This is a genomic window from Centipeda sp. (in: firmicutes), assembly GCF_057271695.1.
This window is the reverse complement of record NZ_DBHIVL010000026.1, coordinates 14356-30697: the sequence shown is the minus strand read 5'-3', so window position 1 is coordinate 30697 and position 16342 is coordinate 14356. Positions and strand designations below refer to the sequence as shown.

At 57.8% G+C, this 16342-nt stretch carries 15 protein-coding genes; 3 read left to right on the top strand and 12 right to left on the bottom strand.

Features of this window, described 5'->3' with window-relative positions:
• Positions 1-54: 54 nt before the first annotated feature.
• From ACO6BQ_RS05730 to ACO6BQ_RS05720, 3 genes are all read right to left on the bottom strand, one after another.
• The gene (locus ACO6BQ_RS05730; protein ID WP_489119954.1) at positions 55-1944 is read right to left on the bottom strand and encodes a type I glutamate--ammonia ligase; all 1890 of its coding nucleotides are present in this window, start codon (positions 1942-1944) and stop codon (positions 55-57) included.
• Positions 1945-2128: 184 nt separating this feature from the next.
• Positions 2129-2872, bottom strand: a complete 744-nt coding sequence (locus tag ACO6BQ_RS05725; RefSeq protein WP_489119953.1) for an ABC transporter permease — start codon at positions 2870-2872, stop codon at positions 2129-2131.
• Positions 2872-3621 (bottom strand): ABC transporter ATP-binding protein, encoded by a 750-nt coding sequence (locus ACO6BQ_RS05720; protein WP_489119952.1) that lies wholly within the window; start codon positions 3619-3621, stop codon positions 2872-2874. Before ACO6BQ_RS05720 ends, ACO6BQ_RS05725 begins: the two co-directional genes overlap by 1 nt.
• Before the next feature lie 163 nt (positions 3622-3784).
• On the opposite strand from ACO6BQ_RS05720, the gene trkA reads away from it, so the two are divergent.
• Genes trkA through ACO6BQ_RS05705 form a run of 3 tightly spaced genes read left to right on the top strand, consistent with a single transcriptional unit; the run spans position 3785 to position 8028 of the window.
• Positions 3785-5134, top strand: coding sequence for a Trk system potassium transporter TrkA (gene trkA, locus ACO6BQ_RS05715; protein WP_489119951.1), 1350 nt, complete (start codon positions 3785-3787; stop codon positions 5132-5134).
• The gene (locus tag ACO6BQ_RS05710; RefSeq protein ID WP_489119950.1) at positions 5134-6573 is read left to right on the top strand and encodes a TrkH family potassium uptake protein; all 1440 of its coding nucleotides are present in this window, start codon (positions 5134-5136) and stop codon (positions 6571-6573) included. Before trkA ends, ACO6BQ_RS05710 begins: the two co-directional genes overlap by 1 nt.
• Before the next feature lie 6 nt (positions 6574-6579).
• Complete coding sequence (locus ACO6BQ_RS05705) at positions 6580-8028, top strand: TrkH family potassium uptake protein (protein ID WP_489119949.1); 1449 nt, start codon at positions 6580-6582, stop codon at positions 8026-8028.
• Positions 8029-8092: 64 nt separating this feature from the next.
• On the opposite strand, the gene ACO6BQ_RS05700 is transcribed toward ACO6BQ_RS05705, so the two are convergent.
• The 9 genes from ACO6BQ_RS05700 to ACO6BQ_RS05660 form a co-directional block, all read right to left on the bottom strand.
• Positions 8093-8626 (bottom strand): NYN domain-containing protein, encoded by a 534-nt coding sequence (locus tag ACO6BQ_RS05700; RefSeq protein WP_489119948.1) that lies wholly within the window; start codon positions 8624-8626, stop codon positions 8093-8095.
• Positions 8619-9482, bottom strand: a complete 864-nt coding sequence (gene rlmB, locus ACO6BQ_RS05695; RefSeq protein ID WP_489119947.1) for a 23S rRNA (guanosine(2251)-2'-O)-methyltransferase RlmB — start codon at positions 9480-9482, stop codon at positions 8619-8621. Before rlmB ends, ACO6BQ_RS05700 begins: the two co-directional genes overlap by 8 nt.
• 33 nt (positions 9483-9515) lie before the next feature.
• Positions 9516-10154: an FAD-dependent thymidylate synthase gene (thyX, locus tag ACO6BQ_RS05690; RefSeq protein WP_489119946.1), complete on the bottom strand. Its 639-nt coding sequence runs from the start codon at positions 10152-10154 to the stop codon at positions 9516-9518.
• Positions 10144-10638 (bottom strand): Mini-ribonuclease 3, encoded by a 495-nt coding sequence (locus ACO6BQ_RS05685; protein WP_489119945.1) that lies wholly within the window; start codon positions 10636-10638, stop codon positions 10144-10146. The genes thyX and ACO6BQ_RS05685 overlap by 11 nt, the downstream gene beginning before the upstream one ends.
• 6 nt (positions 10639-10644) lie before the next feature.
• Positions 10645-12072 (bottom strand): cysteine--tRNA ligase, encoded by a 1428-nt coding sequence (cysS, locus tag ACO6BQ_RS05680; protein WP_489119944.1) that lies wholly within the window; start codon positions 12070-12072, stop codon positions 10645-10647.
• 11 nt (positions 12073-12083) lie between these two features.
• Complete coding sequence (locus tag ACO6BQ_RS05675; RefSeq protein WP_489119955.1) at positions 12084-12212, bottom strand: secretion protein HlyD; 129 nt, start codon at positions 12210-12212, stop codon at positions 12084-12086.
• On the bottom strand, positions 12213-12971 hold the full coding sequence (cysE, locus tag ACO6BQ_RS05670) for a serine O-acetyltransferase (protein ID WP_489119943.1): 759 nt from the start codon (positions 12969-12971) through the stop codon (positions 12213-12215).
• Positions 12972-13293: 322 nt separating this feature from the next.
• Positions 13294-13587 (bottom strand): late competence development ComFB family protein, encoded by a 294-nt coding sequence (locus ACO6BQ_RS05665; protein ID WP_489119942.1) that lies wholly within the window; start codon positions 13585-13587, stop codon positions 13294-13296.
• Positions 13588-13613: 26 nt separating this feature from the next.
• Complete coding sequence (locus tag ACO6BQ_RS05660) at positions 13614-16283, bottom strand: hypothetical protein (protein ID WP_489119941.1); 2670 nt, start codon at positions 16281-16283, stop codon at positions 13614-13616.
• Positions 16284-16342 lie beyond the last annotated feature (59 nt).

Below are 16342 nucleotides of genomic sequence, written 5' to 3'. Positions count from 1 at the left end.
GTGCGGGCAAAAAAGATGCGTCAAGATGATGGTGCTGAATTTATCAGTGCTTCCTCAGATCATATTCTTTTTATACGCGTCGTAGAGCTCCTTGAGCTCCTCCATCTTCGCATACATCTCAAGCTGCAGCGCAGATGCAGTCGGATAGTCGCCCTCATTGAGTGCCTTGATGAGCAGCGTAAAGAGAGCCTTGTCATCAATCGTGTCCTTCGCGAGATAGATGCGCAGATCGTGGATCTTGTTCCACATATAGGCATCCTGATCCGTCAGGAAATCACTCTTGATCTCCGTCATGCGGCGCACAATCGTGCGGTTCTCGGGGATGATGCGGCTGATGAGCTCAATCTTCCAGCGCAGAAGTGCTCCCGTGCGGAACGAGTCGATGATCTGCGGGCGAAGTGTATTCGCCTGTGTGAGCACCGCCACCTTCTCGGGATAGAGATCAAAGCCGAGCATATTCTCCCAAACCGTCGCGGGCGGCTTGCCGAAGCGCGCGTCGCGCTCGTCCGCCGTGTAGTGCTCGAATACGTCCTCCTCGCTCCGATAGGCGCGGTCTTTCTCAAGATAGCCTGCCGATTCCCCGGGCTGCTTCGAGAGCTCCGCGAGCAGCTCATCCGCCGTGCGTCCCGCCGAATACTTGATACCGTCGAGAATCGCGAGGTACGAAGCGGCGATAACGAGGTAGGTGTTCGAGTAGGGATTGGTCGCACGCAGCTCAAAGCGTGTGGCAAGCGGATTTTTGAGGTCGCGGATGAGGCTGACAAGCACCGTACGGTTGCGCGACGGGATTGCAGGCGATGCCCCGAACGAGGTGACGACGCAGACCGGTGCCTCAAAGCCCGGCTTCAGACGGTTGAATGCGTCGTTTGTCGCGGAGACAAACGGATTGATCGCCTCATAGTTTTTGAGCAGCCCCATGAGTGCGCCATAGCCGACCGCATTCATATAGTGTGCATTCTGATCGTCCGCAGCGAAGAGGCTGTGACGCTTGCCGTCCTTCGTGATTGCCGCGAGACTCAGATGCGTGTGCTCACCGTTGCCCGCAAGCCCGATGAGTGGCTTCGCCTTAAAGTTGACCTCGAGTCCGTAGAGTCGGAAGATCTCGCGGACAAAGGTACGGACGAAGAGTTCGTTATCCGCCGCCTGCACGGCACTATCATACTGCCAGTCGATCTCGATCTGCTCGCAGACATGCGTCATGCGCCCGCTCTCGTTGATCTGCGCCTTGAGTCCCCCGACCTCCTTGTGCCCCATCTCCATGTGGAAGCCGTATTTGTCGAGCTGGATAATGCAGTCCTCAAGCGCCGTACGCACAGCACCGTGCGTGCGCTCCCAGTACTGCTCATTCATCACCTGCGAGGCAGACATCTCCTCGATGGATGCGTTGTCATCGAGCGGCGTTTTGACCCAGAACTCGAGCTCCGTCGCCGACGTGAAGGCGATGTCCACGATATCCGCACCGTTCAGAGAGGGCGCAGCAGAGATCTCGGGGTTCCGATGGAAGAAGTCGAGGAGTTCCGCCTTCACATAGGCGAGCGTATCCACGAGCACCGCACGCGAATCGACACGCTTTTCCTCGTGAATGATAAATGAGGGAATCCGCAGCGTCCCGATGGGCAGCCCCGTCTCCTCGTCAGAACTCTCGGGGTCATAGTCCACAAACCAGTTGACTGCGGGATCAATCGGCAGATCCACCTTTGCGTTGTTGATCGTCGCAATCTTCGGCAGAACAACGGAGGAGCCGTCCGTCTGTACGGCAGTTCCGTTGTAGAATTTTTCAATGTCCTCAATGAAAATCCGCACGGGAATCTTCTCGTCCGTATCGTTGCCCGCCATGTCGATGCCGACAAGCGAGACAAAGCGCACCTCGGGATGCGCCTTGAGCTGGCGGATGACCTCTTCGCGCGGCGTGTTGGCGGGAATCTTATAGAGGAGCTCGTTCATCTTTGCGTACCACCCTTTTCCAAAAGAAAGCCATGCGGCATAAACTCACGCGCTCATCTTACCATTTTTCGGAGGTCGTTGTAAAGATATTGAGAAGAAGTATTCATTTCCTTAATTTCATACGCATTGACGGTGATTCCATATACACATAAAGGAAACGCTGATAAAATTATCAGTGCTTCCCTTATGTTCGATTCCATGCGCAGAGCCGCCGCTCTGTCCAGTCGAGCAGGATAAAGAGCAGCAGCCCCATCGCGCTGAGAACGACGATGCCCGCGTACATATCAAGGTAGTTTACGCGCAGCCATGCGTCCATGATGTAGTATCCGATACCGTACTGCGTGCCGAAGGTCTCCGTGAAAAAGAGAACGGAGATCGCCGTCGCCATCGCCACGCGGACCGCTGTGATAAACTTCGGCAGTGAGGCGGGCACGATGATGTGCCGCACGATCTGCGCGAACGATGCGCCGAGAACGTGCAGCGGCGCATAGGTCTGTGCCGGAATTGCCGCCACGGCATCGCGCACGGCGACGACAACCTGAAAGACGATGATGAGGAACACGAGCAGCAGCTTGCTCCGCTCCCCCACACCAAAGAGCAGCATGACCACGGGTAGCAGGGCGATCTTCGGCACGGGATAGGTCAGATAGAGGATGGGGGCAAGCAGACGGTTCACGCGCGGGAAGTATCCCATCAGCACACCAATCGGATAGCCCACGGCAACGGCAGCAAACAGGCCTAACACAATGCGCATAAGACTGTAGCCCGCATGAACGGCAATCGTGTCAGGAAATTTCTGCACGAGACGCAGGAGGACCTGCACAGGCGAAGGAATCACAGGCCTCTGGAGGAAGTATGCCATCCCCGCCCAGAGTGCGAGGCAGAGACAGATGCCGAACGCGAACATCCGCAGCGAGATCTTACCCATCACACACCGCCCCCCGCAATCTTTGCACGCAGTTCCTGCCCCATCGCAAAGAACTCCGGCGAAGAGCGATGCGCAAGGTCGCCCGCAAAGGGGTTATCGATGATCTCTGCAACGCGCCCCGGAGCTCCCGTCATGACGGCAATCCGCCCTGCAAGGGTCAGTGCCTCCTCCACATAGTGCGTCACGAGCATGGTAGTGACGGCATACTTCTTCCAGAGTGAGAGAAAGACCTCCTGCATCGACTCACGCGTAATCGTATCCAGCGCGGAGAAGGGCTCATCCATCAGCAGGAGATCGGGCGCAAGCAGAAAGACGCGCGCAAGCCCTACGCGCTGCTGCTGTCCGCCCGAGAGTTCACGCGGATAGCGTGCGAGGAGTTCAGTCAACCCGAGATCGGCGACAATCTCATCGAATGTGTTCATCTGCTGCGCATTCCATTCCCCCTTGATCTGCACGCCGAGCAGAATGTTTTCGCGGACGGTCTTCCACGCGAGCAGACCGTAGTTCTGCGGCAGAAAACCGATGCGCAGTGTACGCGGATCGATGGGCGCGCCCTCACTCGTCACCGTGCCCGCCGTTGGACGGATCAGCCCCGCCCCGACGCGCAGCAGCGTCGATTTCCCGCAGCCCGATGCACCGATGAGCGCGAGCACCGTCCCACGCTTCAGGCATAGTGACGTATCTGCAAGCGCGTGAACGGTATCCTCCCCCGTTCCGTAGTCCACGGACACCCCCGAAAAGCACAGCAAGCAATCGCCCCCATCACAGAAAATATATTCATTGGAACAGTTTAACACAAAATCCCTGTTCCGACAAAAAATAGGCATAACATCTCATCCGTTTCTATTCCAATCCCTTATTTTATGGTATACTTCTTTATATTCTATTCGGTAAACGCAGGAGGGACTCATTGTGCGGATCGTAATTGCGGGGGCTGGACGGCTGGGCTACAGCATCGCGGCACTGCTCTCGGAGGAGGGCATGGATGTCGTTGTGGTAGACGGCGAGGAGAGCCAGCTTGAGGCAGCAAAGACTACGCTGGACGTATTGACGATCGAGGCGAACATCACTAGCCCGCTCACGATGAATGACCCCGACATCAAGAGCGCGGACATCCTCATTGCGGTGACGGAAAGCGACGAGGTGAATATTGTCGCCTGTGTGCTCGCGAAGAAGCACGGCGTCAAGCATACGATTGCGCGCATTCGCGACATGAATTTCACGGTGGAGGCAGGACGCTATCTCAAGGAGAACTTCGATATCGACCTCGTGCTGAATCCCGAACTCATCACAGCAAACGAAATCAATCGCATTCTCATGACCCCTGCCGCACTCAACGTGGAGGATTTCGCACAGGGCAAGGTGCGTCTTTTCGAGACGCGCATCCGCCGCCGCTCTGCCATCGCACGCAAGCCGCTCAAGGAGCTGCGTCTCCCGCAGGGGGTGCTCGCGGGTCTCATCTTCCGCGACCACCGCATGATTATTCCACACGGCGACGATATGTTTCTCCCGGGGGACAATGCCTACTTTATCGGACTGCCCGAGCGCATTGAGGAGTTCAGTCACAGCCTCGTACCGAGCGACACGCACAAGCTGACGCGTGCCGCCATCATCGGCGCAGGACGGACAGGACGCGCACTCGCTCTGATGCTCGAGCGGCAGGGCGTGCAGGTAAAGGTGATCGACCGCAGCCGCGAACGCTGCGAACTGCTCGCAGAGAAGCTGACGGCAGGCCTTGCAATCTGCGGCGACGGCACGGACATCGACCTCCTGACGGAGGAGGGCGTCGCCGAGGCGGATGTCATCGTCTGCCTCACGGAGGACGACAAGCTGAACCTGATGCTCGCACTCCTTGCACGCCATCTTTCAAACAACAGAATCAAGACGGTCGTACGTGTCGATCGCAACGAGTACATCGACCTCATGGAGAAGGTCGGCGTCAACATCGCACTCTCGGCACGTTTGCTCTCGGCAAGCGAGGTGCTTGCCTATGCGCGCGGCGGCGACGTGACGCGCGTGACACTCCTCGAGGGCGCGCGTGCGGAGGCACTTGAGGTCATTGTCGGCACGGGCGCGCCTGTGGTCGGAAAAAAACTGATGAATGCGAATCTCCCGCGTGAATGTCTTGTCTGCGCCTATGTTCGGGACGAGGAGGCGGCAATCCCGAACGGTATGACGGAGCTGCTGCCGGGCGACCGCGTCATTCTCTTTGTACTCAAGAGCTTCGCGAAGAAGGCTCTCGCCTATTTTGGAGACGACTGATGCGTTTTGATCTGTTCTGGGTACTCATGGGGCGCACGGCATATGTCTTTGCGCCACTCTACCTCATCCCATTCGCATACGGCTTTGCACTCGGCGATCCGCTCGCGGGCTCGTTCCTCGCGCTCGGCGTGCTGACTGCGATCCTCGGCATGGTGTTCGGCAATATGGGGCGCAGCCATATGCGCCAGCTGTCCGTCGAGGAGGGTACGCGTTTCCTCCTCAGTGTCTGGTTTTTTCTCGCCGTGCTCGGTATGCTGCCGTTTCATATGGCAGAACTTCAGCTCTCGCCTGCGGACACATTCTTTGAGTGCATCTCCGCACTCACAACGACGGGGATGACGGCACTCGGCGAATCGCTCCCTCCCACCCTCCTGCTCTGGCGGGGACTGATGAGCTGGTTCGGCGGACTGCTCTTTATCGTGATTCTCGTGACGGTACTGCCCGTCGTCAGCGGCTGTTTCGGCGTCGATTTCACGGTGCGGCAGGAACGGTTATTCAGCCCGCTCTGGAATCGCATGACGCGCCCCATGCGCGAGATGACTCTGATCTACATTGCGATTACATGCCTTGCCGTCATCATCTACCTCGCAGCGGGGGATGAAATCTTTCCTGCGCTCATTCTGGCGCTCTTTACAATCTCCTCGGGGGCGGGTCCTGTGACGGGAGGTCTCTCCCCAACCCCACCGCTCATGCTCGGTGCGGGGCTCGTCGCCCTGCTCTCGGCACTGCCGCTGCTCACACTCTGGCAGATGCTGCACCGCAGGTCAGGGACAGGACTCGCACGTCATATGGAGCTGCGTTCTTTTTTTGTACTTTTTCTCTGTGCGGGTGCATTGCTGTCCATTCTACCCATCCTGCACGGCGCACAGACCGCTGCGGACGCGCTCAGCTACGGTTTTTTCTATGCAATCTCCTTTCTCTCGACAAACGGGCTCATGTTACAGGAGGAAATCCCGTTCCATAACGGCGCAGAGCTGCTGCTCATCCTGCTCGCTGTCATCGGTGGCTGTATGGGCTCGACAGCAGGCGGCTTTCGCATCTCGCGCGTACTCGTCCTCGTCTCTCTCGCGTGGACGGAGCTGCTGCGGACGCTGCATCCGCGCATGGTATTTGCCGTGCGGCAGGGCGACGGGATCGTTCCCCTGCACTCTGCGGGACGCATTCTCGTCCTTGCATTCATCTCCGCCGCCGTCTTTTCCATCAGCAGTCTGCTCATCGCCCTCGCAGGTCTGAGTCCCATCGAGACGATTGCACTAACGGTCTCGTGTCTCACGACGACGGGCGGCGTAGCATCGCTCACGGAGCTGGATACGGTCGCGGCTCTCCCCATGTGGACAAAGTTCCTCTGTGCGCTGTTGATGATCCTCGGACGCATTGAGCTCTTTGCTTTCTTTCTCTTCGTCGGCTCTCTCTTTGAGGACACGGGGCACAGGTGGTAGGACGCTATGAATATCTACACCGTCAACTACATTCTCTCGCGCCTCTCGTTTGCGATGGCGGCGGTACTTGTAATCCCGCTCGTGCTTGCGGTCGCAGGCGATGAGCCGAGCCGCGAGGCGTTCACATTGTCCGTGCTCGTCAGTGCATTTCTCGGTGTCGGCTTTCGCCGCTACGGAAAGCCGGCCGAGGAGCTGACAGCACGTGAGGGTATTGCCATCACAGCATTCGGGTGGTTCACGGGGACATTTCTCGGGATGCTCCCCTATCTGCTCGGCAATTATCTCGGCTTCCTCGACGCTCTTTTTGAAAGCATCTCGGGCTTTACCGGAACGGGAGCGACGGTCTTCTCATCGCTCGGACAGCTCCCCTACAGCATTCTGTTCTGGCGGATGATGACAGCGTGGATCGGCGGCCTCGGGATTATCGTCATCTTCATCGCACTCCTGCCGCAGTCGGGTGCAAGTACAATCTATATGTATAACGCCGAAGGCGCGGGGCCGACAATGGATCGCGTCATGCCCCGGCTGCGCGATATGACGATGGCACTCTTCAAGATTTACCTTGTATTTACAGCAATGACAACCCTCATCTTCATGCTTTGCGGTGTGGACTTCAGCATCGCCATTACGCATGCGATGTCGACGATTGGAACATGCGGTTTTTCGACATACGATGACAGCACGATGCACTTTCATAGTCTTGCGTTTGAGCTATGGACGGCACTGTTCATGTTCCTCGCAGGCGGAAGTTTCTCACTCTACTACCGCGCGTGGGTCAAGGGTCCGTTTGTCATTCTCCGCAATACAGAGTTTCGTGCCTATCTCGGTATGATCCTCACTGCCATGCTTCTCATCGCGCTGAAGCTCATCATCGAGATGGGGATGGATTTCACGGCAGCGGTGCGCTTTGCCATCTTTCAGGTGACCTCTCTCTCGACGACAGGCTTTGTCTCGGCGGACTTCGAGACGTGGCCGACGTTCTCAAAGCTGCTCCTGATGCTGCTCATGACGATCGGCGGCTGTGCAGGTTCGACCGCAAGCGGCATCAAGGTCGCGCGTATCATTCTGCTCGTACGCAATGCACGCGCCGTCATCCTGCAAAAGCTGAACCCGCACCGCGTTGTCGACATCTCACTCGGCGGTGCGCATGTGGACGGTGCAATGCTCCTGCGTGTGGGGACGTTCTTCTTCCTCTACTTCGCAATTATTTTCGTGACAGCGTTCCTCCTAACAATGGGTGGACTGCTCCCGTTCGATGCGGTCGCCGTCGCCATCACAACGCTCGGCAACATCGGCCCCGCATTCGGCATTGTGAGCGCGACCTCCACCTATGCACCGCTCTCGGACTTCGTAAAGGCAGTTCTCTGTTTCTCCATGCTGCTCGGTCGGCTTGAGATCTTCACCCTGCTCATTCTCCTGCGCCCCTCCTTCTGGCGTAAAACGAAGCGGTGGTAATGACGCATACGAAAAACCTCTTTGAACCGTTCTTGGCTCAAAGAGGTTTTTCGTTTTCATTTTTCTATTTCCCACGCCGCAGTTCCTCAAGCCGCGCAAGTGTGTCGCGGTCGATGCGCTCGTGCAGTTCGCTGCGAGCAAGCGGCTGAATGTGAGGGTTCATGTACTCCGCCTTCATCTGCTTCTTTGCCTTCTTCACAGAGCGGCGCAGCTCGGGAGAAGTGATGCGATATGCCCCCGCACCGAGGATGACGCTCTGCTCCGCGCCGTCGGAGGTGACGACATGCACCTCGCGCCCCGCACGCACCGCCGTATACGCAAGACGCTCGATGCAGCTGTCCGCCGTCTCACCCGCTCCTGTGTATATGACCTTCATGCGATCGGTGATTTGCTGCTCATGCTCCTCATCCTCGGTGAAGAAGGCATCGAATACGACGGTCATCTCGTAGTTCTCGAACGCGCCGTACTCCGTGAGGATATGCACGAGGACATCACGCGCCTCGTCGAGATTGCCACGCAGACGCATGAGTTCCGGCCATGCGTTGATGACGTTGTAGCCGTCGACGAGATAGTACTCGCACTCCCGCTGTCTAGCCATGCCGCACCGCAGCCTTCGCCGTGCGCTGACGTAGTGCCTCATACATGAGGATCGCACCCGCGACCGAGGCGTTGAGTGAGTTGATCTTGCCGTGCATCGGCAGACGCACGGTAAAGTCGCAGAGGTCACGCGTGAGACGGCTCATGCCGCGCCCCTCGCTGCCAATGACAAGCACGAGCGCACCCGTGAGGTTTGCACGGTCATAGGTCTCCTCCCCCGCCATGTCCGCCCCCGCAATCCAAAAGCCCTGCTCCTTGAGCGCACGCATGGTCTGCGCGACGTTGCCGATACGGGCAACGGGGACGTACTCGAGTGCACCCGCCGAGACACGCGCCACCGTCTCCGTCAGGGGAACACTGTGACGGCGCGGCAGGAGGATGCCGTGCACCCCCGCTGCGTCCGCCGTGCGGAGCAGTGCACCGAGATTCTGCGGATCCTCGATGCCGTCCAAGAGGAGCAGCAGCGGCTCCTCACCACGCTCCCGCGCCGCTGCAATAATCTCCTCGACGGCGACATAGGCGACGGGCGCGACATAGGCGATTGCGCCCTGATGGCGCACCCCCTCGGGCACGACGGCATCCAGCTTTGCCCGACCCACGGTATCTACGGTAATGCCATGCTCACGCGCAAGATCGCGCAGCTCATGCACGGCTCCGCCATGCAGACCGTCCGCGAGCAGAATGCGGTTGATACCGCGCCCCGCCTTGATTGCCTCGACAATCGCATGACGGCCGGCAAGAATATGCGTGGGCTGCTCCGCCGTGCGCGTCTCTGCAATTTTCTCGCCGTGCTTCTCGGCGTGTTTTTCACCGCGTTTTTCTGTCCGCCTGTCCGTGCGCTCTGCCTTTGCTCTCATTGCGTTCCCCTCTCGCCGTTCCGCTGTTCGACATCAAACACGCGGAACAAATCGTTCCAGCCACGGCTCCTCCGCGACAAGGAGGTCGCGCATACGGAGCATCATCTCCTTGATCTCCCACTGTGCACCGGGAGTTAGAACACGCTTCTCATACACATCCATAAAGGAGCGCAGGTTGAGCGTCGTGACGAAGTTCGTGCACGCACCACCCGGCAGGACGAATCGCGCATCCTGCTTTGTTACACCAAGCACAAGCAATTCATCATACGCCGACTGAACTTCGCGCATACAAGCCATGTATCGTGCATATGCAACATCGTTCTCCGCAACCGTCTGCGGAACGACATGACCAAAAAGTCCGTCCGCCTGCCTGCCGGACTGCTCGGAGACGTAACGCTGACTCTGCACACTCAGCGAGACACCGATGCGGTGACGGCTGTACTGTGCGAGCAGCGTGCGCGAGACATCCTTGACGGCAAAGGTCATGGAGCAGTGCTCCACCACCGAGAGATGCTTGCTCGTCATGATGCGCTCCAAGAGGCGCAGCATCTCTTCCTCCGTCTTTTCCTCGGTGAGCAGTTTGATCGGAGAGTCCGCGCTGTAGCACGTCCGCGCCGCCGTCCAGCAGGTCTTCAGATAGTTCGGTGTCTTTGAGATCAGTTTAATTTCCATGTTTTTGCTCCTGCTGATTCATCATTTCTTTTGCAATGATCTGAAATGCTGCCTCTGTGAGTTCCTCAAGACGCTCGTGCTCCTCACGAATATAGAGGCTTCCGAGCAATGCCTCAAAGCCCGTACTCGTGTGGTAGTCCGCGACGGATGCACTGCGCGGCGCATGGCTCTTCGTGTTGCGTGCGCGACGGTAGATCATCTGCTCCTCCTCCGTGAGCAGATCCGAAATGCCGCGATAGGCACGCGCCTGCCAGAGTGCAGAGACGATCTGTGCACTGAACGAATGAAGTGCCTGTACCTGCGTCTGCTCGTAGGAGAGGAGCCGCATACGCACATAGAGGTGAAAGTAGGCATCGCCTATGTATGCGAGAACAAGCGGATGTATATTCGCTGCATCTACGTCCTCATAGCGTGTGCGGATATTGCCCGCCTCATCCGGCAGGAACATCATGCGTACAAGCTGTTGGAAGCGTTCAAACTTCATGAGCCGTTACGCCCTTTTCCAGCGCACGCCTGTCGGCGTGTCCTCGAGCACGACGCCCGCCTCCTTGAGCCCATCGCGAATCTTGTCCGCGACCGCCCAGTTCTTCGCCGCACGCGCCTCCTGCCGAATCCCGATGATGAGCTCCATCAGTGCATCCGTGAGCCCATCGTCCGCTGCCGCTTCCTCCTGCTCAAAAATGCCGATGATCGCCGCCATCGCATGATACGCATCCGCCGCCCGTCCAAAGTTCACCGCATCAAATGCAGTGCCGCGCTCCACCTCCTGATGGTAGCGGTTGATCTCCTTTGCAAGCCCGAACATCTGACTGATGGCGAGTGCCGTGTTAAAGTCATCGTCCATCGCTGCGTCGAAGTCCCGCAGGAACGTCTCCGCCTGTGCAGCCAGCTCTGCCGCCGTGTCTGCTGTTCCCGCACGCTCTGAGAGTTCTGCAACAACCTCATTTGCCTTGCGCAGACGGTCGAGCGCGGTCTGCGCCTCGTGCAGACGCTCGTCGCTGAAGTCGAGCGGGCTGCGGTAATGCGTCTGGAGGATGAAGAAGCGGATGACCTCTCCCGGGAACTCCTGGAGGATGTCCTTCACCGTAAAGAAATTGTTCTTCGACTTCGACATCTTTTCATTGTCGATCGTGATGAATCCGTTGTGCAGCCAATAACGCGCAAATTTCTCATCACCATCGATGCACGGCTCTGCCTGTGCGATTTCATTTTCGTGATGCGGAAAGATGAGGTCGTTGCCGCCGCCGTGGAAGTCAAACGCATCGCCGAGATACTTCACGGACATCGCCGAGCACTCGATGTGCCAGCCGGGACGCCCCTGCCCCCACGGACTTTCCCACGAGGGTTCGCCAGGCTTCGCCGCCTTCCAGAGCGCAAAGTCCATCGGATGCGCCTTCGCCGCGTTGACCTCGACGCGCGCGCCCGCCTCCATATCGTCGAGACTGCGCCCACTGAGGCAGCCGTAGCGGTCGAACGCCTCCACGCGGTAGTAGACATCGCCTACATCCGTCGCATACGCATAGCCGCGTGCAATCAGCTGCTCGATCATGCGCTGTATGTCCGCCATCGTCTCGGAGACGCGTGGAAACACGTCGGCGCGTCGTACGTTCAGCGCGTCCATCGCCTTGAAGTACGCGGCGATATAGCGGTCGGAAATGTCCTTCCACGTTATGCCCTCGCGATTCGCAGCATTTATAATCTTATCGTCCACATCCGTGAAATTCTGGATGTAACGCACCGCGAAGCCCTTGCGTGCAAGATAGCGGCGAATGACGTCCCATGTGACGAAGGGACGCGCATTGCCGATATGCGGGTCATTGTACGGTGTCACGCCGCAGCAGTAAATGCTGACCTCGCCCGCACGCAGCGGATGGAACTCTTCCTTTTTTCGCGTCATTGTATTGTAAACGGTAAGCATACGAACTCCCCCTACTGCGGAAACACTGATAAATTCAGCCACGCCATCTTGACGCATCTTTTTTGCCCGCACTTTGTCGACAAATCCTCCACATAGCCCTTGCTATGCGTCCGGTTTGTCTCCTTGTTCGGACGAAAAATCTACGCCAATCTGACGGACTTCATTTTATCAGCGATCCCCTGCTTCTTTTCCAATTCGGAAAGGCGCTCCTTCAGCGCCTCGATCTCCTGCCGCATCTGCTCGATCATCTCCGCCTCGGGATCGGGCAGCATATCGTGATCGAGATCAACGTCCAGCTCGCGTGCGAGCTCCTCTGCGCTCTCCTCACATTCGAGCGAAAGCTCCCGCGCCCGCAGAAAATCCGTCTCCGTGCGGACACGCTGTCCGTGCATCATGACAATCCGCCCCGGGATGCCGACCACGGTCGCATGGGCAGGGACAGGTTTCAGCACGACAGACCCCGCGCCGATCTTTGCATGGTCGCCCACCGTGAATGAGCCAAGCACCTTCGCTCCCGAGGCAACGACGACATTGCTGCCGAGTGTCGGATGGCGTTTGCCCTTCTCCTTGCCCGTGCCACCGAGCGTCACCCCCTGATAGAGCGTGACATTGCGCCCCAGCTCCGCCGTCTCACCGATGACAATGCCTGTGCCGTGGTCGATGAAGAGTCCCTCGCCGATCTTTGCGCCGGGGTGAATCTCGATGCCCGTCAAGAACCGTCCGAAGTTCGAGATCAGACGCGGGATGAGCACCCAGCCGCGCACATAGAGTGCGTGTGCGATGCGGTGCAGCCAGATCGCATGCAGACCGCCGTAACAGAGCAGCACCTCAATCGTACTCCGCGCCGCAGGGTCGCGCTCAAAGATAACGCGGATATCACGTCTCAACCTCGCGAACATAACAGCTTCCTCTCCATCGTACACAGACAACAAAAGAAATGCGCCCGCGCCTCTTCAGAGACGCCGACGCGCAGATCGCCTTTGATTTCTGCTTTATTTTACCAAAAAAACACCCGCTTGACAAATTTTATCTGCGGGTGTTTCAAACACGGAACGAATTAGGGAAGCACTGATAAATTCAGCCGCGCCATCTTGACGCATCTTTTTTGCCCGCTCAACGCTCGCAAATCCTCCACATAGTTTTGGCTATGCGTCCGGTTTGCTGCCTCAATCGGACAGAAAAATCTGTGCCAATCTGAGGGTCTATTTTATCAGCGATTCCTCAGATGCCCTCTTCGTTGCGGCCGTGATGCGGCTGACCGCCGACAATCTGCATGGCGCGCATGGCCTCGGTCAAGACCTCCACCTCGTATTGGAGCTCCATCCCCTCGGCACGCTGGAGAACGCTCGCTTTGTGCGTGGATACATAGCGCGGCGGGAGGTTGTTCAGCGCAATCATCATCATATCCGTACGGCAGCGGTCGCACATACAGATCTCGGGATACTGCGGCGCAAGGCGGTTCAGCATATGCGCGACGGCATCCTCCATATAGTTCTTAAACGGCAGATGTTGCATGACAACGCTCCTTTCCGATGTACGATTCACCCCAAACGCACGGTGTAGATCGTCCCCTTGTAGGTCTTTGCCCCAAGGCTCTTCTCCGAGGCGACGGTATACTCGATCGTGTTCGGCGACTTCTTGCGGATGTAGACACCGACGGTATCGTCATCGCTCACGTCATCCGCATCGATCATGCAGCGCACCATGCGTACCTCAGCCGCCTTCATAGCACCTTTCAGCGCACGCGGCTCCTGGGTGTAGTAAAGCTCGAACTCATCTTCGTCCGCGTAGGTGAAGTACGTCCACACGCCGTAGTCGACGCGCGCATCGATGTCCACCTTGAAGCAGCCGCGCTCGTTCAGACTGCCGAGGAAGTACGGGAAGAGAAGTTCGTCATGCTCATCCACGTTCTTGTTGATGATCTTGACATCCTTGCCTCCCTTGCGGCAGCGCAGGAGTCCGAACGCGACGCCCGTCTTGCCCGTACGCAAACGGTCGAAACCATCGTGCAGGACTTTCGCCTCTTTTTCTCCGTCCTCCATGCCGAGCGGCAGATAGAGGAGGAACGGCGCATCCTTGCTCTGCGCGGGTGCCTTCGCGGCAGCGGCATCCGCCTTCTTTCCGCCCGCAGCATCCGATTTCTCCGGTGCAGCGGACTTCACCGTATGCAGGGCATTGATCTGACGTGCAATGTACTCATCGAAGAGCTTGCGAACCATCGGTGCCTTGCACGAGTTGCCTGCAAGGAAGATGTGGATCTGGCGCACATCACGCCCCTTGAATGCCGTCGCCATCGCCTGAAAGAAGTTCTCGACACCGCGCCGAATGCGATCCTCAAGCGTACGCTCGAGCTTTTTCACATCAATGTGCAAACGGATCTCTGCGCGGTTGCCCGCCTTCCCCGTCTTTTCCGACGAGAAGAGCGTGATCTTCGTATCGAAGCCGTCCCCCGCCGCGAACTCCTCATAGCCCGCACCGCGCTCCCAGAAGGGACGCAGGCGCTCAGCGAGAATCTTGTTGTTCAGATGAGACGCAGCATCGCGCGTCTCGCGCACAAGAGCCTCGGCTCCCGCAAAGGTCTCGCTCTCGGGCGGCAGAGCAAACGTGATCTTATGCTGGCGCATCTCCGCGAGGTTGTCCTTGAACACCTCGTAGGCAAGGAGCTCGAGGATGTTCTCGCCGCCGAGATACATATCGCTGCCAAAGCCGAACTGCTCAATGACAAACTTGCGCCGCCCGTTCTCGGGTACGTATTCCACACCAAAGTCAAAGTCCGTCGTGCCGCCGCCAAAATCGAACACGCCGTACGCGACCTCCTCGCCGATGCGCTTCGGCTCAAGCCCGTACGCCTCGAGCGCACTGATCGCATATGCTGCCGGCTCATTCGCTCCGTCGTACACGCGAAAGCGGCGCATCATCTCCGCATCGTCGAGCAGTGCCTTCGGCAGAGTCTTTCGAAGCCCCCGTTCAAAACTCATACGGATGTGCTCCCGTACGCTCTTCTCGTAACCCACGGGGAAGGACAGGATGTAGTCCAGATAGATGTTGCGGTGCATATTGTTGATGTAAAGACCGAGATAGTAGGCATAGATCTCGATCGGGTCGAACCCGCCCGCATCGAGCGGCTGCGTCTCCGCATACGGCTTGACCTCCTGGATGTAGCCGCGCCGATCCTTCAGGATCGGGGAGTTCGCCGTGTCGCGCGTCCAGCGTTTGAGCTCGCTGAACACGGAGTAGTACACGGCAATGCCCTCTGTGGACTGCCGCTCGAAAATCGCATCCGCCGCCTGATGCGATGCTGTGACCTGCGACCACTCCGTCAGCGGCCGTCCCTCACGCGCACGATAGAGCTGCTTGAACTTCTCAATGTCAATCAGCTCAATCGCCGTCGGGTTCTCGTAGTCCTGCAGTGTCGGCTCGTTCTCGTAGTTCCCCTTGCCGATGCGCAGAAGTCGCGCCTCGCGGTCACGGCAGACAACGACCGTACTGCGCGTACCGAAGTCGATCGCACAGGTGCCGTTCATGATGACATCCATCTGCGGCGGACGCGCCACGAGGAAATCCGTCGGCGGCAGACGCAGACAGACGCTGTCCTCACGCCCCTCCTCCGTCATCTCCTCATAGAGATCCCAGTGCCCGAGGCTCATGTCCGTCAGCAGACGCTCCGCATACGGCTGAATGTTTGCGCGTACATGGTCGACATAGAGCAGTTCTTTCTTAAATAGCTCGATGGAGAAATCAAGCGCAACCGATCCTGTATTGATCGCTGTCTCGATCACGCTCTGGATATCAAAGGTCAGCCCGAAGATCGTCTCCTTGAACCGTCCCGCCACAACATCCTCGGCAAAGCGGTCATGGTCGAAGATCAGCTGATCCTCCTCGATGCGGATATAAGAACGTATCTTCGGATACTCCGCAACGAGCCGCCGCAGACGCCCCTCCTGCTCATGCGAGATATCCTCTGCATTGAACTCATCCGCGATCCACTTCAGAAAGCTCTGTGCTCCGCTTTTCTCCGTCGCCAGCGAGAACATATACTTTTTATTGACAATGGATGCCGTCTCATCCTTGAGCTCCGCAATATCCCTTCCGATCTGCTTCCCGAATTGAAGCGAGCTCTCGTAAAAAAACTGCCGAAAGGCATTTTTCTTCAAATGTAAGCTGCGCATAAGCACCGGACGCACCGCTGCCTGCACCTCTTTTCGCGCCATTCATTCATCTCCTAACGCAATCGCAATAATTCCTTTAATAAGTATTCTTCACAGTCTAT